Source organism: Burkholderia sp. Ac-20349 (assembly GCF_017104865.1).
Lineage (GTDB): Bacteria > Pseudomonadota > Gammaproteobacteria > Burkholderiales > Burkholderiaceae > Burkholderia > Burkholderia aenigmatica.
Genome location: NZ_JAAGPM010000064.1, coordinates 13,136 through 32,123 on the forward strand (window position 1 = coordinate 13,136; position 18,988 = coordinate 32,123).

General features: G+C 68.1%; 19 protein-coding genes and 1 tRNA gene. 11 read left to right on the forward strand and 9 right to left on the reverse strand.

Going from position 1 to position 18,988, the window contains the following annotated elements:
- Window positions 1-116 precede the first annotated feature (116 nt).
- The 7 genes from G3N61_RS21040 to G3N61_RS21070 all read left to right on the forward strand — a co-directional run bounded on the left by G3N61_RS21040 (window position 117) and on the right by G3N61_RS21070 (window position 8,259).
- Complete coding sequence (locus G3N61_RS21040; RefSeq protein WP_043180248.1) at window positions 117-1,592, forward strand: M81 family metallopeptidase; 1,476 nt, start codon at window positions 117-119, stop codon at window positions 1,590-1,592.
- A gap of 172 nt (window positions 1,593-1,764) precedes the next feature.
- Entirely contained in the window at window positions 1,765-3,081 is a 1,317-nt protein-coding gene (locus G3N61_RS21045; protein WP_205823500.1) for an MFS transporter, read from the forward strand.
- A gap of 308 nt (window positions 3,082-3,389) precedes the next feature.
- Window positions 3,390-5,723, forward strand: coding sequence for a TonB-dependent receptor (locus G3N61_RS21050; protein WP_205823501.1), 2,334 nt, complete (start codon window positions 3,390-3,392; stop codon window positions 5,721-5,723).
- Between the two features lie 25 nt (window positions 5,724-5,748).
- Window positions 5,749-6,426, forward strand: coding sequence for an energy transducer TonB (locus G3N61_RS21055; protein WP_205823502.1), 678 nt, complete (start codon window positions 5,749-5,751; stop codon window positions 6,424-6,426).
- Window positions 6,427-6,495: 69 nt separating this feature from the next.
- On the forward strand, window positions 6,496-7,395 hold the full coding sequence (locus G3N61_RS21060; protein ID WP_205823503.1) for a MotA/TolQ/ExbB proton channel family protein: 900 nt from the start codon (window positions 6,496-6,498) through the stop codon (window positions 7,393-7,395).
- A 12-nt stretch (window positions 7,396-7,407) separates the two neighbouring features.
- Window positions 7,408-7,830: a biopolymer transporter ExbD gene (locus G3N61_RS21065; RefSeq protein ID WP_043180242.1), complete on the forward strand. Its 423-nt coding sequence runs from the start codon at window positions 7,408-7,410 to the stop codon at window positions 7,828-7,830.
- Window positions 7,831-7,839: 9 nt separating this feature from the next.
- On the forward strand, window positions 7,840-8,259 hold the full coding sequence (locus G3N61_RS21070; RefSeq protein ID WP_043180240.1) for a biopolymer transporter ExbD: 420 nt from the start codon (window positions 7,840-7,842) through the stop codon (window positions 8,257-8,259).
- Between the two features lie 305 nt (window positions 8,260-8,564).
- Here G3N61_RS21070 and G3N61_RS21075 read toward each other — a convergent pair.
- Window positions 8,565-8,649: transfer RNA gene (locus G3N61_RS21075), tRNA-Leu, on the reverse strand.
- 141 nt (window positions 8,650-8,790) lie between these two features.
- On the opposite strand from G3N61_RS21075, the gene G3N61_RS21080 reads away from it, so the two are divergent.
- Window positions 8,791-10,116 carry a leucine-rich repeat-containing protein kinase family protein gene (locus G3N61_RS21080; protein ID WP_089452447.1) on the forward strand — a complete coding sequence of 442 codons (1,326 nt, stop codon included), beginning with the start codon at window positions 8,791-8,793 and terminating at the stop codon, window positions 10,114-10,116.
- A gap of 15 nt (window positions 10,117-10,131) precedes the next feature.
- Here G3N61_RS21080 and G3N61_RS21085 read toward each other — a convergent pair whose 3' ends face one another.
- The 8 genes from G3N61_RS21085 to G3N61_RS21120 form a co-directional block, all read right to left on the reverse strand.
- Window positions 10,132-10,761 (reverse strand): LysE family translocator, encoded by a 630-nt coding sequence (locus G3N61_RS21085; protein ID WP_089452108.1) that lies wholly within the window; start codon window positions 10,759-10,761, stop codon window positions 10,132-10,134.
- A 99-nt stretch (window positions 10,762-10,860) separates the two neighbouring features.
- Window positions 10,861-11,034, reverse strand: coding sequence for a hypothetical protein (locus tag G3N61_RS21090; RefSeq protein ID WP_175021305.1), 174 nt, complete (start codon window positions 11,032-11,034; stop codon window positions 10,861-10,863).
- Window positions 11,035-11,065: 31 nt separating this feature from the next.
- A complete protein-coding gene (locus G3N61_RS21095) occupies window positions 11,066-11,512 on the reverse strand; it encodes a copper chaperone PCu(A)C (RefSeq protein WP_089452109.1) in 447 nt (148 codons plus the stop codon).
- Between the two features lie 90 nt (window positions 11,513-11,602).
- Window positions 11,603-11,968 (reverse strand): copper homeostasis periplasmic binding protein CopC, encoded by a 366-nt coding sequence (copC, locus tag G3N61_RS21100; protein ID WP_043180233.1) that lies wholly within the window; start codon window positions 11,966-11,968, stop codon window positions 11,603-11,605.
- Window positions 11,969-12,270: 302 nt separating this feature from the next.
- Window positions 12,271-12,648, reverse strand: a complete 378-nt coding sequence (locus G3N61_RS21105; RefSeq protein ID WP_089452111.1) for a DUF2946 domain-containing protein — start codon at window positions 12,646-12,648, stop codon at window positions 12,271-12,273.
- Between the two features lie 92 nt (window positions 12,649-12,740).
- On the reverse strand, window positions 12,741-13,235 hold the full coding sequence (locus G3N61_RS21110) for an SRPBCC family protein (RefSeq protein WP_205823504.1): 495 nt from the start codon (window positions 13,233-13,235) through the stop codon (window positions 12,741-12,743).
- A gap of 58 nt (window positions 13,236-13,293) precedes the next feature.
- The gene (locus G3N61_RS21115; protein ID WP_031398745.1) at window positions 13,294-13,596 is read right to left on the reverse strand and encodes a 2Fe-2S iron-sulfur cluster-binding protein; all 303 of its coding nucleotides are present in this window, start codon (window positions 13,594-13,596) and stop codon (window positions 13,294-13,296) included.
- An 88-nt stretch (window positions 13,597-13,684) separates the two neighbouring features.
- Complete coding sequence (locus G3N61_RS21120; RefSeq protein WP_089452112.1) at window positions 13,685-15,598, reverse strand: sigma-54-dependent Fis family transcriptional regulator; 1,914 nt, start codon at window positions 15,596-15,598, stop codon at window positions 13,685-13,687.
- Window positions 15,599-15,983: 385 nt separating this feature from the next.
- Here G3N61_RS21120 and G3N61_RS21125 point away from each other — a divergent pair, with 385 nt between their 5' ends.
- The 3 genes from G3N61_RS21125 to G3N61_RS21135 all read left to right on the forward strand — a co-directional run bounded on the left by G3N61_RS21125 (window position 15,984) and on the right by G3N61_RS21135 (window position 18,979).
- Entirely contained in the window at window positions 15,984-16,259 is a 276-nt protein-coding gene (locus G3N61_RS21125) for a DUF2964 family protein (RefSeq protein WP_342352389.1), read from the forward strand.
- Window positions 16,260-16,499: 240 nt separating this feature from the next.
- On the forward strand, window positions 16,500-16,790 hold the full coding sequence (locus G3N61_RS21130; RefSeq protein ID WP_039366385.1) for a DUF1488 domain-containing protein: 291 nt from the start codon (window positions 16,500-16,502) through the stop codon (window positions 16,788-16,790).
- 230 nt (window positions 16,791-17,020) lie between these two features.
- On the forward strand, window positions 17,021-18,979 hold the full coding sequence (locus G3N61_RS21135) for a serine protease (protein WP_205823505.1): 1,959 nt from the start codon (window positions 17,021-17,023) through the stop codon (window positions 18,977-18,979).
- Window positions 18,980-18,988: the final 9 nt, after the last annotated feature.

The following is an 18,988-nucleotide window of genomic DNA, read 5'->3' on the forward strand; positions in this document are numbered from 1 at the left end:
TCGTCATGCAAATTGTATCGACGGTTGGCCGGCAGGCGTCGGCGCGACCGCGAAATCCGCGCGCCCGTCCGGGCGCGTGTCGTCGACCGATATTTCAAACCCGAGCAGGAGTGACCATGCGTATCTTCGTTGCAGCGCTTGCGCACGAGACCAATAGCTTTTCCCCGATTCCTACCAGCCTGCACTCGTTCGAGGAACGCACGCTGTACCGTCCGGCCGGCGGTGTGCCCGACGGTCAGGCGGACGAACTCGTCGGCTACGGCACGTTCGTGCGCGAGGCGCGCGCACGCGGCCACGAGGTGAGCGCATCGATCTTCGCGTTCGCCGAACCGGGCGCGCCGTGCTCGAAGCAGGACTACGAAACGCTGCGCGACGAGATCCTGGACGGGCTGCGCGCCGCGCAGCCGGTCGACATCGTGCTGTACCTGTTGCACGGCGCGCAGATGGCGCAGGGGTACGACGATTGCGAGGGCGATCTGCTGGCGAAGACGCGCGCGCTCGTCGGCCCCGACGTCGTGATCGGTGTCGAGCTGGACCTGCATGCCAACGTCACGCGTGCGATGCTCGATCATGGCGACATCCTGCTGGCGTGCAAGCACTATCCGCACATCGACTTCGACGAACGGGCGGTCGACCTGATCGATCTTGCCGAACGCACCGCGCGCGGCGAGATCCGGCCGACGACGCACTTCGAACGCGTGCCGATGCTCGGCATGTTCTTCACGACCGAACCGCGCATGGCGCAACTCAACCAGGACGCGATGGATCGGGAGGGGCGCGACGGGATCCTGTCGGTGTCGCTGATCCACGGATTCCCGTGGTCCGACTTTCCCGATACCGGTGCCGGGGTGCTGGTGGTGAGCGACGGCGATCCCGGTGCGGCCCGCACGCATGCGCGCGAACTGGCGCGCGGCTTCGTGGCCGTGCGCGACGAGACGCATGCGCTGCGCCTGCCGATCGCACGCATTCTCGACGAGATCGAAGCGACACCGCCCGACGCATCGGGCGGGCCGTTCGTGATTGCCGACACGGCCGACAACCCGGGCGGCGGCGCCGGCTCCGACTCCACCTTCATCCTCGAGGCCGTCCTCGAGCGCGGGCTGCGCGAGGTGGCGATCGGCATGATGTGGGATCCCGTCGCGGCGGTGTTCGCGCGCGATGCCGGCGTGGGCGCGACGATCGAGCTGCGCCTCGGCGGCAAGAGCGGCCCGCGCGCGGGCCGCCCGCTCGACGTGGTCGCGCGGGTCGTGGCGGTCGAAGAGGGGCTGGCGCAGCACGACGAGACGTTCAAGTTTCCGGGGCCCGGCCTGGGCCTGTCCGCGGTGCTGGACGTCGACGGCGTACTCGTGGTGGTCAACTCCGTCCGGCAACAGACCTACAGCCCGAGCTGCTTTTTCGATCTCGGCGTCGACCTCCGGCGTTGCCGGGCCGTCGTGGTGAAGTCGACGCAGCATTTCCAGGCGCTGTTCGGCCCGCTGGCGCGCGCCATCTACTACTGCGACACGCCGGGTTCGCTGAGTCTCGATTTCCGGGTTGACGATTACGCACGCCTGACGCGCCCGATGTGGCCGTTCGACGAAATCGCGATCTGATCCGGCCTGTTCCATCGGGCAGTCGCGCGGACGCCGGCTGAACTATGCCGGCCGTCGGCGAAAGTTTCGCCGCCGTCGAGCGGCTATCGTCTGCAGGCGGGCTTTCGCGGCCGGCCACGAATGAGCCCGGTGTCGGCCGGGCAGGCATGATCGTCAGCGCAGGAGGCGCAACGTGCGTACTGAAATCACCGGGGGATCGCCGTCGTTGTCACGCGCGTGGTTCGCGCTGGCCGTGCTCGCGCTGGCCGCGATACTCGGCATCACCGACCGTCAGATGCTGACGCTCGCCGTCGAGCCGCTCAAGCGCGACCTCCAGCTCAGCGACACCAGCCTGGGCGCGATCGTCGGCTTCGGCCCCATCCTGTTCGGCGCGTTGGCGTCGCCGCTGCTCGGCTGGCTGACCGACCGGGTCGACCGGCGCTGGCTGCTCGTGGCCTGCGTGCTCGTGTGGAGCGCGGGCACGGCGCTCTGCGGCCTCGTTACGCAAGGCTGGATGCTGTTCCTCTGCACGCTGACGCTCGCGGTGGGCGAGGCGGGGCTCGGGCCGGTCGTCTACAGCATGCTGCCGGACCTGTTTCCGCCGGCGCTGCGCACGGCGGCGAACACGATCTTCTTCGCGGTCGCGCTGTTCGGCGCGGGGCTCGGGATCGCGGGTGCCGGCGCGATCTTCAGCGTGGCCGCGCCGCTCGCGCACGCGCTGTCGATCGAACCCTGGCGGCTCGCGTTCCTGCTCGTCGCGATCCCGGGGCCGGTCGTCGCGGGCTTGTTCGCGCTGGTCGGGCATCCGCCGCGCGGCGGCACGGCCGACCTGCACGAACGTGCGCAGGAGACGCTTGCGCATTACTGGCGGCGCTCGGGCGCGATGCTGGCGTGCCTGATCGTCGGCTATGCGATGGCGGCCTTCTACGTAGGGGCAATCCTGGGCTGGGCGCCGGTGTCGCTGATCCGCGACTTTCACGTCGACGTCGCCCGCTCGGGGTTGTACAGCGGCATCGCGGTGGGCGGCGGTTCGGCGCTCGGCTTGCTGGCGAGCGTGGTGGCCGTGCGATGCCTGCGCGCGCGCTGGGGCCGGCTGCTGCCGGTCGCGATCGGCTGCGCGATGGCGCTGCTGGCCGCGTTGTTGCTGCTGACGCTGTCGTTCGCGACGAGCGCGGCGATGCTGCTCGCCTGCATGATCGGCATCATCGCCGCCTATATCGCCGGCGCGGCGCTGACGCCAACCTTGTTGCAGGACATCGCGCCGCCGCATTTGCGCGGGCGGGTCGTCGGCACGTCGTCGCTCGTCACCTACGCATTTCAGGCGATGTCCGTGCCTTCCGTCGGCGCGATATCCGATGCGCTCGACGGCGCGCCGTACGCACTGCTCAAGGGGATCGTCTGGCTCGGCGTACCGGCCGCCGTCTTCAGCGTGATCCTGCTGGGTCTCGTGTTGCGTACCTTCCGCACGCGCTTCGAACCGCACTGCGAAGTCGGCGCGCAGGCGCTTTAACGCCGCCGTACGCCTTTCTCCCGCCGCTGCCGCGCCTTCCGTGCGAACTCGCGCACGGAAGGCGCGTGTCGTTTTCTGCTCCCGCATCCCGTTCGATCGCCGCGTCGCCCGCGCCCGCGGCTTCGTTGCGCGCGTTTTTCGGCGCGTCGGCAGCCGAGGACGGTAGCCAATGTTTTTCGGCGTTTCGCAAAAGCAGCGGCCGATTTGGCTGCTTACCTTGGAGTCATTCGGGCGGGCGGTCCGCATGCGGGACCGCATCGGAAGACCGACAGGTCCGCTCACATTCAGACAGACAAGAGGAGTCGCAGATGGCAAGCAAGAAGGGCGGGGTCGCAGCGGAGTCGACGATCTTCAGGCGGACGCTGGTTGCCGTGACCGTGATGCGGATGTTTCTCGCCGCATCGGATGCATGCGCACAGACCGGGCCCGCACAGCCCGGTGCCGGTACGCCGCCGCCCGCCGCCGCCACGGAGCGCGCGGCGCCCGGTACGGATCGCGACGGCAATGCCGGCGCCAAAGGTCGCGCCGGCGGTGCGGCGATCACGCTCAATTCCGTCGAGGTGACGGCCAACCGGCGTCGCGAGCCGGCGCGCGAGGTGCCGATGAAGGTCGATACGCTGTCGAGCGATGCGCTGCAGAAGTCGGGTGCCACGAAGCTGAGCGACTACCTGTCGACGCAGCCGGGCGTCGGTTTCAACAGCGGCGGCGGCCCGGGCCAGGGCACGATCTCGATGCGCGGCGTGACGGCCGGCAAGGACGTCGGGCCGACCGTGGGCGTGTATGTCGACGATACGCCGCTCGGCTCGAACACCGTGTCGGGCGGCGGGGCCGCGCTGGCCCTGGACATGGGCCTGCTCGACCTGAATCACATCGAGATCCTGTTCGGGCCGCAGGGGACGTTGTATGGCGCGGGCGCGATGGGCGGCCTGCTGAAATACGTGACCAACCAGCCGGATACCGAGAGCTTTTTCGGCAGCGTCGGGACGATGTTTTCGTCGACCTGGCACGGCGGCCTCAACAACACGACCAACGTCGTGCTGAACGTGCCGCTGAAATCCGACGTCGCCGCCATGCGCATCGCCGCCTTCAACAACCACGACGGCGGTTACGTCGATGCGACGGGCGCGGCCGCCGGCACGCGCATCAACCGGAGCGACACTACCGGCGTGCGTGCGTCGCTGCTCGTCACGCCGACCCGCAAGCTCACGTTCCGCTTCACGGCCACGCTTCAGAACATCAACAGCAACGGCCAGAACTACGTCGACTACGGGATGAACGGCCGGCCCGCGTACGGCGCGCTGACCAAGTTGCAGGATTCGCAGGAACCGTATCACCAGAGCAATCAGTTCTACACAGCGAATGCCGAATACGATTTCGGCTGGGCGCGCCTCAATGCGATTTCCGCGTACCAGTCGCTGCGCACGTCGACGACGCTCGATTTCACGCCGTTCTATGCGCCGATTCTCGCGGCGGGCGGACTCGACGTCAGCACCGTCACGCCCAGTTCCACCGTCGGCACCAACAAGGTGACGCAGGAGCTGCGGCTGACGTCGCCCGGCAACCGCACGCTGGAGTGGGTCGCCGGCCTCTACTACGACCATGAGCACAGCAACACGTTGCAGGTGTATCGCGCGACGGCCGGCGGCCGCCCGCTCGGCGACCTGGAGCGGCTCGGCTATTCGGGCAGTTACCAGGAGTTGGCGGCCTACGGCGACGTCACCTACAACCCCACGTCGCGCGTCGCGCTGACGGCCGGCATGCGGATCGCCCACAACAGCCAGGACTACCGGCAGGAGACGTTCGGCCTGCTCGTGCCGACGCCGCTGTCCGCGCCGGGCACGTCGTCGGATACGAGCAAGACGTACATGTTCACGGCCAGCTACAAGCTCACGCCGACCAGCAACGTCTACGCGCGCGTCGCGAGCGGCTATCGCCCGGGCGGCCCCAACAGCATGGCGGTCAGCGCGGTGACGGGGCAACTGATCGCCGGCAATCCCACCTACAAGCCCGACACGCTGTGGAACTACGAGATCGGCTACAAGGCGGATCTGTTCGACAACCGCGTCTCGGTCGCGCTGTCGGCTTACGACATCGAATGGCACGACATCCAGCAATACGGTGCAGTGGACGGCGTCGCGCAGCTCGTCAACGCGGGCAATGCGCGAATCAAGGGCCTCGAGGCAACGGGCGTGGTGCGGCCGACGTCGGCGCTGTCGTTCAATGCGTCGCTCGCCGCGATCGACGCGTACCTGACGGAAGGGGCGCCGAGCGTCGGTGCGCGCACGGGCGACCGGCTGCCGAACACCGCGAAGTTCGCGGCGTCGCTGGGGGCGAGCTGGCGTTTCCCGCTCGGCCCATGGTCGGCCACGGCCAGTGCCGCCGAGCGCTTCGTGGGCGAGCGACATGCGAGCTTCGCGGGCGCCACGGGCTCGCCCGATTTCATCCTGCCCGCCTACGCGGTGACGGATCTCCAGTTGGGCGTGGACCTGCGGTACGCGAGCCTGTCGTTCTTCGTCAGGAACCTGTTCAACCGCGAAGGGCTGCTGTCCGCCAATACGAGCTATGTGCCGCTGGGCGGCAACGTCTGGGCGTCGGTGATCCAGCCACGCACGATCGGTGTGCAACTGAGCGCGCCGTTCTGACGCGCGGACGATTCGAGGAGCTTCCATGTTTGCGCATTCCGCCCCGGCCCGCAGGCTTGCCGGCCAACCGCGCCCGTTCCGGCAGACCAGCCGCCATCCCGTGCGCCGCTACGGCGGTATCGCGGCCGTCCTGCTGCTGCATGCGGTGCTGATCTACGCGCTGCTGAACGGTCTCGCCAATCGCGTGACGGAGATCGTCCAGCATCCGGTCGACGTGCGAATCATCGAGCCGGTCAAACCGCCGCCGCCCCCTCCGCCACCGCCGAAGCCGATCGTGAAGGCGCTGCCGTCGAAGGTTGCGCCGCCGGCGCGGATGTTCGTGCCGCCGCCGGAGGTGCCGGTTCAGGCGCCGTCGCAGGCGACGCTCGCGCACACGACCGCACCCGTGGTCTCCGCGCCGGCACCGGCGGCGCCTGTCGCACCGGCTGCGCCGAGCCACGAAGTGGGCGTCGTATGCCCGAATTCGGATCAGGTGCGCGCGTCGCTGCGCTATCCGCGTGAAGCGCTGGAAAACAACATCGTCGGCAACGTGCTGGTGGAGTTCGTCGTCGATGCCGATGGCCGCGTGTCGGGCGAGCGCGTCGCGCAGTCCGCCGACCCGATCCTCGATCGGGCCGCGCTCGCGGCGGTGAGGCGATTCAGTTGTATTTCGCAGGGGCAGGCGGTGCGCGTGCAGGTGCCGTTCTCGTTCAACCTGAACTGAGCGGTGCGCCGCCAGAAAACCGGCAGCCAGGATGCCGGATGCCTAATCAGATCGATCAATGGAGCAGACATGACGAAGCAACTTATCGCCGCTTTCGCGGCCAGCATGATGATTGCCGGCGGTACGGCAGGGGTCCTCGTCGCGCCGCAGGACGCGCGAGCCGAGACGAGCACGGTGGCCGCACCGGTCGCGAGCGCGGTCGCCGTCGCGCCGGCAGCGCCGGCCGTCGCCGGTGCCGCGCCGCAGGCGGCGCCTGCCGCGGCGAACGCCGTCACCAATCCCTACGGACTCGATGCGTTGTGGCGCGGCGGCGACTTCGTCGCGCGTTTCGTGCTGATCCTGCTGGTCGTGATGTCGATGGGGAGCTGGTACATCATGGTGACCAAGTTCTTCGAGCAGTATCGCGCGAACCGACGCGCGAAACGGGCGGACGCGCAGCTCTGGGCCGCGCCGTCACTCGCGGAGGGCGTGCAGCAGCTCGACCCGGCGTCGCCGTTCCGCTTCATTGCCGAGACGGCGATCGAGGCCGGCGAGCATCACGACGAGGTGCTGCTCGAAGCTGTCGATCGCAATACGTGGATCGACACGTCGGTCGAGCGGGCAGTGACCAATGTGTCGAACCGCCTGCAGGATGGTCTCGCGTTTCTCGGCACGGTGGGGTCGACCGCGCCGTTCGTGGGCCTGTTCGGCACGGTGTGGGGCATCTACCATGCGCTGACCGCGATCGGCGTCGCGGGCCAGGCGTCGATCGACAAGGTCGCGGGGCCGGTGGGGGAGGCGCTCATCATGACGGCGATCGGTCTGGCGGTGGCCGTACCCGCGGTGCTCGGCTACAACTTCCTGGTGCGTCGTAACAAGGCAGTGATGGAGCGGGTACGCGCATTCGGCGCGCAGCTTCACGTCGTGGTGCTGGCCAGCGGCAAACGGCCCGAGCGCGACGGTGCGCGCGTGCCGGCGCTGGTCGACTGAGCGGGGTCGGCCATGGGCATCAGTGTCCGTCAGGACGATGACGACGAGGTCATCGCACAGATCAACACGACGCCGCTCGTCGACGTGATGTTGGTATTGCTCATCATTTTTCTGATCACGATTCCGGTGGTGACGCACACGATTCCGGTGGACCTGCCGAAGGAGACCGTGCAGCCGTTGCAGAGCAAGCCCGCGAGTATCGAAATCGCGGTCGATCGGCGCGGCGCGTTCTTCTGGAATGCGGTGCCGGTCGATGCGCCGACGTTGCTCACGCGGCTGAAGGGCGTGGCGGGGCAATCGCCGCAGCCGGACGTGCATGTGCGCGGCGACGAAAGCACGCGTTATGAATTCGTCGGGCGCGTGATCGTGGCGTGCGAACGGGCGGGCATCGAGAAGGTGTCGTTCATCACGGAGCCGCCCGCGCGCGGCAGCTAGGAGACAGTCATGGGCATGAACGTTTCGTCGGGCACCGAGCCGGACGTGATGGTGGACATCAACACGACGCCGCTGATCGACGTGATGCTGGTCCTGCTGATCATGTTGATCATCACCATTCCGATCCAGATGCATGCGGTCAAGATGAATCTGCCGGTGGGCGACGCGCCGCCGGCCGCGAAGCCGGAGATCGTGCAGATCGACGTGGCCGCCGACGGTGCGGCGTCGTGGAACGGCGCGCGCCTGCCCGATCGCGCGGCGCTCGAAGCGAAGCTCGCGCAGGTCGCGGCCGAACCGGTGCAGGCCGAGATCCGGCTCCGGCCGGACCGGCAGGCACCGTATCGCGACGTCGCCGCCGTGCTGGCGTCCGCGCAGCGCGTGGGGGCGACGAAGATCGGGCTGATGGGTAACGAGCAATACATGCAGTAGGCGCGACGTGCGAGCGGGGCGGCGTGCGCGTGAAGACCGATGCGATCGCGTTGGGGGCGGGAGAGACGTTAGCGAAGGCAGGTGCTCGCGGCGCACGACTTTCTCGCCTGCCACGCGGTGTTTCGTGCAACCGAGGTAGTCGAGAACGGATACGGCTGGAAGCGAGGTCGCGACTGCGTCTGTTTCGCGCTGGAGCAAGTCCGGCGAAACCTATTGCGAATCCAGCGAACGGGAGCGTGCAGCAGAACACTGCGGAAGGGATGGCGCGTTGCCGGCCCGTACTTGACGGGCTGGAGCGCATCATTTGGTGCCGACGGCGAGACTCGAACTCGCACAGCTTTCGCCACTACCCCCTCAAGATAGCGTGTCTACCAATTTCACCACGTCGGCACTGCAAGGGGCGCAATTCTAGCGCGACGTTACGCGTTTGTGAAGGGGGTGTGACACGCATCGTCGGATGCGTGCAGGCGATCCCGGTAGAATTCGGGCGATCGACCCGACGATCGTCGCAACCGCAACCCGTTTCTTCGCGTGACAGACACCCTCGAACAACTGCAGGCCGGGCAACTCGCCGGCGCACGGCAACTCAAGCTCGCGTGCGGGTTGACGGAATTCCCGCGCGCGATCTTCGATCTTGCCGATACGCTCGAAGTGCTCGATTTGACCGGCAATGCGCTGTCCGCGCTGCCGGACGACCTGCCGCGGCTGCACCGCCTGCGCATCCTGTTCGCGTCCGGTAACCGCTTCACCGCGTTCCCCGGCGTGCTGGGCGCGTGCGAGCAGCTCGACATGATCGGTTTCAAGGCGAACCGGATTCAAACCGTGCCGCGCGGATCGCTGCCGCGCGCGCTGCGCTGGCTGATCCTCACCGACAACGCAATCGACGAACTGCCCGCCGACATCGGCGATTGCTCGCGTCTGCAGAAGCTGATGCTCGCGGGCAACCGGTTGCGTGCGTTGCCGGTGGAAATGGCCGCATGCCGCGCGCTCGAACTGGTGCGGCTGTCGGCGAACCGGCTGGACGAGTTGCCCGACTGGCTGCTGCGCCTGCCGCGCCTCGCGTGGCTCGCCACCGCAGGCAACCCGTTCGGCGCCGCACCGGAAGCCGCGGCGTCGGCCGGGTCCGAGGTCGCGGACGTCGACTGGGCGTCGCTGGCATGCGAGCAGAAGCTGGGCGAGGGCGCGTCGGGCGTCATTTACCGTGCGCAGTGGCGCGCGGACGGGCATCCGCCACGGACGGTCGCGGTCAAGCTGTTCAAGGGCACGGTGACGAGCGACGGCCTGCCCGATTGCGAAATGGCCGCGTGCCTGCACGCCGGCCGCCACCCGAACATGATCCCGGTGATCGGCAAGGTGAGCGGGCATCCCGACGGCACGCACGGCCTCGTGATGGAACGGGTCGATCCCGCGCTCACGAACCTCGCCGGGCCGCCGAGCTTCGCGTCCTGCACGCGCGACGTGTATGCGGCCGACGCGAGTTTCGAGCCGGCGGCAGCGATGCGGATCGCGCACGGCATCGCGTCGGTGGCGGGCCATCTGCACGCACGCGGCATCATGCATGGCGACCTGTACGCGCACAACATCCTGCACGACGGCGAAGGCGGCGCGCTGCTCGGGGATTTCGGCGCAGCGTCGCTCTATGATGCGAACGATCGCACGCGCGGCACCGGGTTCGAACGGCTCGAGGTGCGGGCGTTCGGCCATCTGCTCGGCGAGTTGCTCGCGCGATGCGAGCCGGGCACGTGGGCCGGCAGGAAGGCGCTCGATGCGCTCGCGGTAGCCTGCCTGGACGAAGACGTCGAGGCGCGACCGTCGTTCGGCGAGATCGCGGCCGAGCTGGCCGCGCACGCACGCTGACGGGAGCGCGCCGCCTTACGCCTGCCGCGCAGTCAGCAGCTTGATCCCGAGCCCGACGAACAGCAGCCCGCTGGCGCGCTTGAGCGCACGCACCGCGCGGCTCATGCCGAAGCCGCGATGGAACCGGCGCACGCCGGCCGAATAGACGCTGTGAACGACCACGACGGTGCACGCGATCGTCGCGTACATCACGACGAACTGCAGCGCGAGCGGGCGGTCGTGCACGATGAACTGCGGCATGAACGCCGACAGGAAGATCATCGTCTTCGGATTGCTGCCCGAGACGAACAGCGCTTCACGGAACAGTTTCCTGCGGTCGGGCACGGCGATCGCCGCCGCGCCGGTCGAAGCGGCGGCCTTGCGGTCGCCGCGCAGTTGCCGGATCCCCAGGAACATCAGGTACGCGGCGCCGACCACCTTCATCGCGACGAACAGCGGCGGCATCGCGGCCAGCACCGCGCCGACGCCGAGCGCGACGAGCAGCACGACCACGCCTTGCGCGACGAGGTTGCCCGCGATCGTCGCGGCCGTGCCATGCGTGCCGTAGCGCACCGTGTTGCGGATGACGAGCAGCACGTTCGGCCCCGGCGACAGCGTCGTGGCGAGATAGGCTGCGGCGAACAGCATCCAGGTCTGAAGGGACATGCGGCGCTCCGAGAGGCGGTTCCGGCGGTCGGGATGAAACGATGATGCCACGCCAATAATTGACGCGGGCTTCCGCCGGAACCGTGCCGTCGCAGCGTGTCAGCTTGCGTCGCGCATGCAGTACGCAGGGATCGACGGTGGCGTATCGATCGCGGCGGGCCGCGTCATCCACGCGATCCACCCGGCCCACATCCCGCAGACGATCATCACGGCGACGTTCAGCGGCGTCCGGTAGCGGACGATCAGGTCGGCCAGCGGCAGGCGGTGTTTCATGTGCGTCTCCTTCGATCGGGGGCGATGGGTGTTACTGGCCGGCGTAGGTCGGCGCCTTCGCGTCGCAGGTCACGGACACCGTCGAGCCGTCCGCGAAATGCAGCCGGAACGGCACCTTCGCGCCGGGCGCGACGGCCTGGCGCGGTTGCTCCAGCATCACGTGATAGCTCTTCGGCTTGAAGGACACCGTGCCGTGCGCGGGGACTTCGACGGTGTCGACGTGAACCATCTTCGCGGTGCTGCCGTTCGTCTGCGTCTCATGCAACATCGCCATCCCGTACGCAGGCGTGTCGAGGCCCGTCAGCGTGACGGGGGCGTCGCCGTCGTTCTTCAGCGTGAAGTAGCCGGACGACGGCACGGTCGCCGGCATCGCGCGGATCCAGCAGTTTTCTGCCTGCACGGCCGGCGCGGCGAACGTGGCGGGGGCTTGCAGTGCCAGCAGTGCGAACAGCAGGGCGGTCGGAATCGAGCGTTTCATGGTTGGTTCTCCTTATGGATGGATGCAGCGGATGCAGCGGGTAGGGGCAGCGACGCGACCGGCGCGGCACGCCGATGCGTATCGCGAGCCTCATTTCAGCGTGAACGCGTAGTGGCCTTGCGTGCGATGGCCGTCACTGGCCACCGCGATCCACGCGACCGTATACGTGCCGGCCGTCAGGCTGGTCAGCGCGACCTGCATGCGCTTCCGGTTGCCGGCATCGACGGACGATTTCCCGTCGACGACCGACTGCCCGTGGCTGTCGGTGACGGCGATCGAGCTGAAAGCGGGCTCGAGCGCTTCGCTGAACCCGATCGTGACCGCGTGCGGCGCGGTCGACAGTGTGGCGTTGGCGGCCGGTTCCTGGGTTTTCGGGAGCGCGTGGGCCTGGGCGGCCTGGATGGCGACGAAGCCGAGTGCGGCGAGTGCGCCGCGAACGAAAGGGGTGGTTTTCATGGTCGAGTGTGCGAGTGGCGAATCGGATTGAGCAACACGGATTCGACGGACGGATGCACACGCACCATCTCGGCAGCACCGATGGCGGCCGATGCCGGCGCGAACATGCGCGGCTCGACGTTCGCCCGCGGGCGAATGTCGGCGCGACACGCCGGACCGGAAGCGGCCAGCCGCACGCACGGCACGGCGCCGCGCGCAACACGGTGAGACATGATCGTCCTTCGAAACGTGACACGTCACGCACGCCGGCGGCGTGCGCGAGCCACGTGATGCGCGACGGCATCACGGGCGTTGACGACGAATCAGGACGGGACCGGAGGGGCGCGCGGTTGCGCGGCCGTGAGCGGCAGCGCGCGGCGCAGGCTTTCGAAGCGGGTCGCTTCGCGGTGCTGAATGACGTGCACGTTGGCCGCGAACGTCAGTTCGGGCGCGGGCAGTGCGGGTGTATGAGCAAGGAGGCTGCAATAGCCGCATGCCTGGAGGTGGGCCTGCAGGCTTTTCTGCGACGCATCGGCGGAGCGCTCGCCGGTGGCCGGCGCGGCCGTGCAGTAGCCGGCCAGCAGCGTATCGACGCGCTGTTGCGTCGTCAGTGCCTGCGAGATCGTCGGCGCGAGCGCCGTCATCAGGATGGCGAGCATCCCGATCAGACTGCCGATCTTCCGGAGGCGACGACTCAGCATGCGATGCGCGGCGACGTTTGGACGACGATGGAGCGGATTATGCCACGCACGTCGATGCGCATGTCGGCACGGACGTGCGGCGTGGCGGCGCGCTATGCATGCTTCGCCAGGTATTTCGTGATCAGCGTCATCTGTGCGGCCCAGCCGTGATCGTTCATTTCGCGCGCCTTCGCGCGGCGCGTTTCGATCAACTGATCGAAGCCCGTTTCGGTGACGGTGAGCAGCGTGCCGCCGCCCTGTGCGGCGAGCGCGAACGTGACGAGCGTCATTGGCTCGGACGTGTAATCGAAATTCGGATCGATCGCGAACGGATGCCAGCGAAACGAGAACAGGTGCTTCGGCTCGACGCGATCGACGACGATTTCGAACACCGTGCCGGCATAGGGCTCTTGTGCCTTGGCGACATCATCGTCGACGCGTGTCGGCGTGATGCGGCCGAACAGCGGCTGGCCGGCCGCGAACGGCCCGTCGAACGTGACGCCGAACCACTGGCCGAATTCGCCGGAATTGCTGACGGCTTCCCACACGCGGTCGGGCGATGCGTTGAGCAGCGCCTGCTTTTCGATGCGATCGGTTTGCTGGGTCATGACGTTCTCCACACAGGATCAACCTTGGCAGGACGGCACGCGCGAGCGCGCGCCGCGTCTAGTCGAGCATGACCGCGTCGGGCACGTCGAGTACGAGGTCCGACGTCGCGACGGCCACGCACGGCAGCGTATAGCCGTCGGCTTTTTCCTCGCGGCTCAGCCCCGGCCATTCGATGGTGTAGCGTACGCTGCCGCTGACGATCCGGCAAAGGCAGCTTCGGCACGTGCCGTTGCGGCACGAACGCGGCAGCGACACGCGCGCGAACGCGGCGGCTTCGAGCAGCGTCAGCGAATCGGGCGCATCGAACGTCGCGCCGAGCGGCTCGATGCGCACGAGGGGAGGGTGTTCCGGATCGGTCATGGCGGAGGCAGCGGCGGGCGGCGGTTCGGCGGCAACGCGCCAAGCATACCCGAACGGGCTCGCGGCCGGCGCCGGCCGGCCGCTGGCGTCAATGGCGGCGCAGGTGCCGGTACACGGTATTGCGGGCGAGACCGAGCTCGCGCGCGGCCGCCGACACGTTGCCGCCATGCCGCGCAAGCGCGGCATCGATCACCGCGGCCTGATGGCTTTGCAGCGTCGCTCCTTCGCGCGCGCGGGCCGATGCGGGCGGCGTTGCGGTGGCAGGTGCGGCCGGCGCCGCCGATGCGTCCTCGCAGTCGAGCCAGAAATCGTCGGGCAAATGGGCGAGCGTGATTTCCGCTTCGTCTTCGGCCAGCATGCCGGCCGTGCGCAGCACGTTGGTCATCTGGCGCAGGTTGCCGGGCCAGCGGTGGCGCGTGAACGCGTCGAGCACGTCGGCCGCGATGCGGCGCGGCATCGGTTCGCTGCGCGCGAGCCGCGCGAGAATTCGCTCGACGAGCGCGGGCAGGTCGGTGCGGGCGGCAAGCGCCGGCAGCGTGACCGCGAGCCCGTTGATCCGGTAGAACAGGTCTTCGCGGAACGTACCCTCCGCGATCATCGCGCGCAGGTCGCGATGGGTCGCGCAGACCACCCGCACGTCGACCGGCACGGCACGCGCGCCGCCGAGCGGCATCACCGCGCGTTCCTGCAGTACGCGCATCAGCCTGACCTGCTGTGCGAGCGGCATGTCGCCGATTTCGTCGAGAAACAGCGTGCCGCCGTCGGCCTGCACGATCTTGCCGGGGCTGCCGCGCTTGCGCGCGCCCGTGAACGCGCCGTCCTCGTAGCCGAACAGCTCGGCCTCGATCAGCGAATCCGGCAGCGCCGCGCAGTTGACTGCGACGAACGGGCCGTCCGCGCGCGGCGATGCCTGGTGCAGTGCGCGGGCGAGCCATTCCTTGCCCGTGCCGGTCTGGCCGAGGATCAGCAGCGGCAGGTCGCGCCCGCGGATCTTCGCGACGCGTTCGAGCACGGCGGCCATGCGCGCGTCGCCGGTGTCGAGCGTCGCGAACGTGATCGCGTCGGGGTCCGGCGTGCGCACGCGTGCGGCAGGTGCGGGCGGCGTGACGGCGACGGTGGTCTTGTGCGCGTCCGCGTATTCGCAGCGCGCCAGCACGCGTACGCCGGTCGACAGCGTGAGGCGGAACAGCGCGCCGGGGGCGCGTGCCGCCTGCTGCGCGAGCTGGCCGAAGCGCATGCCGAACAGCGCGTCGCTGGCCTGATGTTGCAGTGCGTCGAACGACGCGCCGAGCTGGAATTGTGCGCTGCGGTTCGCGGCGAGCAGCCCGCCGTCGGGCCCGAATGCGACGAGCCCGGCGAACAGCGAATCGACGCATTCCTCGTGCGCATGAAAGCGCAGCCGCAAGGCTTCCGCGCACTGGTTCGCGAACAGGTGGTTCTCGATCAGTTGCGCGGACATCCGCACGAGCGCGAGCGTATGCGGGCTCGAGCCGCGCGGATCGCCGCTGACGTCGAGTGTGCCGAGCGTGCGGCCGAACGGATCGAAGATCGGCGCGCACGAGCAGGTGAGGATATGGTTGGCGTGCAGGAAGTGTTCGTCGCCGTGCACAGCGACGGCCTGACCCGATGCGAGTGCGGTGCCGATCGCGTTGGTGCCGCGCGCGCCTTCCGCCCACGAGACGCCGGTACACAGCGCGACGCGGTTGGCTTTCTCGATGAAGTCCGCGTCGCCGATGCTGTGCAGGATCACGCCGTCGGCGTCGGTCAGCAGCACGAGGCTTTGCGTGTCGGCGATTTGCGCGTGGAGGTTTTCCATCACCGGGCGTGCGTGCGAGAACAGCGCGTGATTCGTGTCGAGCAGTTCGCGCAGCGCGATGCGCGACAGCGGCGAGAAATCGGGGCGTTCGTGCGCGCGCAGGCCGACCGCGGTCGAACGCGCATGCGCCTGCGCGAGCAGGTCGGTGCGACCCGCGGTGGCGGGCAGCACGAAGGGTTGCGGCATGACTTGTCTCCTGTCGGTCCCAGTTAGCGCTTTAGCGCTTACTGGGACCCCATGCTTCGCGGTCGGTCCCAGTTAGCGCTTTAGCGCTTACTCAGGTCCCATGCTTCGCGGTCGGCCGCAGTTAGCGCTTTAGCCCTTACTGATGCCCCATACTTCGCGGTCGACCCCAGTTGGCACTTCAACGCTCACCCAGGCCCCATGCTCTTCAAAATTGGCCGATTCGGCGCACGCACCCTCGCCGAAATCCTCCACAGATTCCCGCCTCCGCGTGCGGCGCACCATCGGTGTGCGAACGGCAACCATCCGGGTACGCATCATCATACAAGCGCCGCGTACGATGCGCGACCGCGAACAAAATCCCCTTGCTTTTAAACGGCCGCCTGCAATGATGGAAATGGAGCACGCACGCGCCGTGTTCCGCATTGCAACATGCATGCGACGCGACATGCATCCGTTCGGGAGAGGCATCATGGTTCGGACGGAACTGAGAGTCGTGCTGGCGGCCATCGCCACCTTCATCATGCTGGGCGGCATCGCCGTGGCGATCCACGGGCTGCTGTTCGATCTGACCGATGCGGTGCGATACGGGGCGGCTGCGATTGCGCTGGGCGCCACGACCGCTGCCATTGCGCTCAACGTCTGGCCGACCGATCCTCACTGACGCCGGTTTCCGAAACGGTGCCGGATGCCGCGCTGATCTGAGGAAATGCGCGTCGGAACGACGCATGCCGGAAAATTTGTCTCCTGCGCGAAACCGTCTAAAGTGGAAAACAACCGGCATGCATTGTCCGCGCCTATCCCCGCGGGCCGTGCCTCCGTCGGCGAGCCCGCGTACATTTCGTCCGGCCGGTAGCGGACGACGGACGCGGTCATTCGTTTTCTACCGGTCGAGGCGGCTCCCATGCAGATCCATTTCACGAACGAGAAACCCGAGTATTCGGGGCGCGACCTGATGCTTGCGTTCACGGCGTTGGTCAATGGCGAGCGCGTCCAGTGTCAGATCACCGCCGAGGCGCTGGAAGATCACTTCGGCGCGGCGTCGCCGCGTTTCGAGGACATGGTCGGCGCATTCGACCAGCACCGCGACCGTATCGAGGCGGCTGCACGGCGCCTGCTGTCGGAGACGCGCGCGCAATGCGTGACGCTGCGCAGCGGCTACGTACGCTTCTACGAGGCCAACTGGCGCGGATGACACGACGCTCGTCTTGCGTCGCGCGTCGCTAAACGCGGCGCACACGAAGACGTTGCCTTTCACGCAATGCCGTTCGGCGGGGCCGGGCGGCATTTTCGTATGCGGGCCGCACCGGATTGCTGCTGCACCGGGGCGGCTGCTAGTGTGCCGACGCGAACCGGCATCTCGATTCGTCAGGATCGCAGAGAAAATCATTCGAATACCAACACAATAAAAAGAGGGCACCGCACGTGGATACTCGTTCGGGATGGGGGAAGGCGCGCCACCTGCTGGCAGGCGCATGGTTGCTCGCAGCCGGCATGACGATGGCCGATGGGGCGGTTCGATCGGATGACGACGCGATCGGTCAGCTCGCGCCAGGTGAGGTCGACGTCGTCGCGGGCGACATCACGACGGGCGGCATCGTCGTGGCGCCGGGCCGCGTTGCGACGCCGTGTCATCGGCTCGCAGGCCGGCCGGCATTCGACATCGCATCGGCCGATGGCCGCCGTCATCCCGCGCGTCTCGTCGCGGGCAACCAGGATCGGGACATCTGCATCGTCGAAGCGACGGATCTCGACGTCGCTGCCGTGCCGTTGACGGCGCGAAGTCCGGAATCGGCCACGACCGCCTATCTGGCGGGCGCGCGATTCGGCCGTCGCGATCCCGTTGCGCTGCGCGCGTGCTGCCATGCCTGGGCGGCGGACGACGGCATACATTCCGGTGTGCTCGCGTCGCCGAATCCGGCGGCGCCGCACCTGCCCGAACCAGGGGCCGGCGTCTACGACGAGCAGGGCAATCTGATCGGCATGGTGGGCACCCGCGCGGACAATGCCGCGTCGCTCTATATGGTGCTGCCGGTCGAGTGGATTGCGACCGTGGCGGCGCGGATGCCGGCCGTCGACCTGCCGCTCGAAGCGACCGCATGGATGAGCCAGGCGCGCGCGTACGCGGTCGCGAACGACGTCGACGGGTTGATTCGCCATGACCTTGCATGGACGGTCGCGCGTCCGCACAGCGCGTGGGCATGGAACAACCTCGGCAATGCCTATCGCACGAGCCGGCTGCCCGATCGCGGCGCGCTCAGCCTGGCCGCCTATCGCCGGTCGGTCGAAAACGATCCGTCATACGCATTCGGCTGGGCCTCGCTCGGCAACACGTATGCCGAGCTGGGGCAGATGGATCGCGCGCTCGACGCGTTCAATGCCGGCATGCGTGCCGATCCGTCGGACGCGATGCTGCCGATGAATCTCGGCATCGCGTATTTGCGGCGTGGCGACAAGGCCGATGCGCGACCGTTGTTCGAACGGGGCGTACATGCGCTGTCCGGGTCGCGCCAGGCCGATGCGTGGACGCTGCTGGCCTCGACGCAGCCGGACGCCCAGGCCACCATCGGCGTGCTGAACGACGGGTTGAAGGCGTTTCCCGACGATGCGCGGCTTTGGTACGCGCTCGGCCGCGCGCAATACGACCTCGGCCACCTCGCGGACGCGATCGCCAGTTACCAGCACGCGCTGAAGGTGCAGAAGGCGGGCGATCCCGCCGCGACCGCGCGCATTCAGGGCGCGCTCACCCAGGCGTATGCGCTGCAAGGCCAGTCCGGCAATGCGTCCAGTGCGATGCACAGTGCGGTTGAAGCGGCGCCGGACAATGCCGAATACTGGTTGCGGCTCGGTGCGCTGTACATGACACAGTCGAACTATGTCGATGCGTTGAGCGCGCTCGACCGGGCCATCAAACTGAACGACGGCGACGTGAGGGCATGGCGGATGCACGGCGTGACGCTGGCGCAGCTGGGCCAGCATGCGCAGGCCGTTGCATCGTTCCGGCGCGCGGTTGCGCTGGACGACTCGCTGGCGGCAGGGTGGGTGGTGCTCGCGGGCGAACTGAACGTGATCGGCCAGCCCGACGAAGCGTCGGCCGCGGCTGCGCGTGCATTGAAGATCGATCCGTCGAACCGGTTGGCGCGGGAGGCGATGGGCATCGCGGCGATTCGCGGCAAGCGGCCCGATGCGGCGGTCGGGATCTTCGAGGAAATGAACCGCGCGTATCCCGATGACGCGCAAGTCATGGCGAACCTGGCGGTCGCTTATCGCCGCACCGGGCGGGTCGATGACGCGATGCAGTTGTATCGCCGCGTCAAGATGGTCGATCCGACGCTGGCGCAGCGGCTGTACGACGACGAACTCAAGGGCGTCGCGACACCGTAATCAGCGCGG

Coding starts and splice junctions, on each gene's coding strand:
- G3N61_RS21040 (WP_043180248.1), top strand. CDS start 117: ATGCGTATCTTCGTTGCAGCGCTTGCGCACGAGACCAATAGCTTTTCC.
- G3N61_RS21050 (WP_205823501.1), top strand. CDS start 3,390: ATGGCAAGCAAGAAGGGCGGGGTCGCAGCGGAGTCGACGATCTTCAGG.
- G3N61_RS21055 (WP_205823502.1), top strand. CDS start 5,749: ATGTTTGCGCATTCCGCCCCGGCCCGCAGGCTTGCCGGCCAACCGCGC.
- G3N61_RS21060 (WP_205823503.1), top strand. CDS start 6,496: ATGACGAAGCAACTTATCGCCGCTTTCGCGGCCAGCATGATGATTGCC.
- G3N61_RS21065 (WP_043180242.1), top strand. CDS start 7,408: ATGGGCATCAGTGTCCGTCAGGACGATGACGACGAGGTCATCGCACAG.
- G3N61_RS21070 (WP_043180240.1), top strand. CDS start 7,840: ATGGGCATGAACGTTTCGTCGGGCACCGAGCCGGACGTGATGGTGGAC.
- G3N61_RS21085 (WP_089452108.1), bottom strand. CDS start 10,761: ATGTCCCTTCAGACCTGGATGCTGTTCGCCGCAGCCTATCTCGCCACG.
- G3N61_RS21090 (WP_175021305.1), bottom strand. CDS start 11,034: ATGAAACACCGCCTGCCGCTGGCCGACCTGATCGTCCGCTACCGGACG.
- G3N61_RS21095 (WP_089452109.1), bottom strand. CDS start 11,512: ATGAAACGCTCGATTCCGACCGCCCTGCTGTTCGCACTGCTGGCACTG.
- copC (WP_043180233.1), bottom strand. CDS start 11,968: ATGAAAACCACCCCTTTCGTTCGCGGCGCACTCGCCGCACTCGGCTTC.
- G3N61_RS21105 (WP_089452111.1), bottom strand. CDS start 12,648: ATGCTGAGTCGTCGCCTCCGGAAGATCGGCAGTCTGATCGGGATGCTC.
- G3N61_RS21110 (WP_205823504.1), bottom strand. CDS start 13,235: ATGACCCAGCAAACCGATCGCATCGAAAAGCAGGCGCTGCTCAACGCA.
- G3N61_RS21115 (WP_031398745.1), bottom strand. CDS start 13,596: ATGACCGATCCGGAACACCCTCCCCTCGTGCGCATCGAGCCGCTCGGC.
- G3N61_RS21120 (WP_089452112.1), bottom strand. CDS start 15,598: ATGCCGCAACCCTTCGTGCTGCCCGCCACCGCGGGTCGCACCGACCTG.
- G3N61_RS21125 (WP_342352389.1), top strand. CDS start 15,984: ATGATGGAAATGGAGCACGCACGCGCCGTGTTCCGCATTGCAACATGC.
- G3N61_RS21130 (WP_039366385.1), top strand. CDS start 16,500: ATGCAGATCCATTTCACGAACGAGAAACCCGAGTATTCGGGGCGCGAC.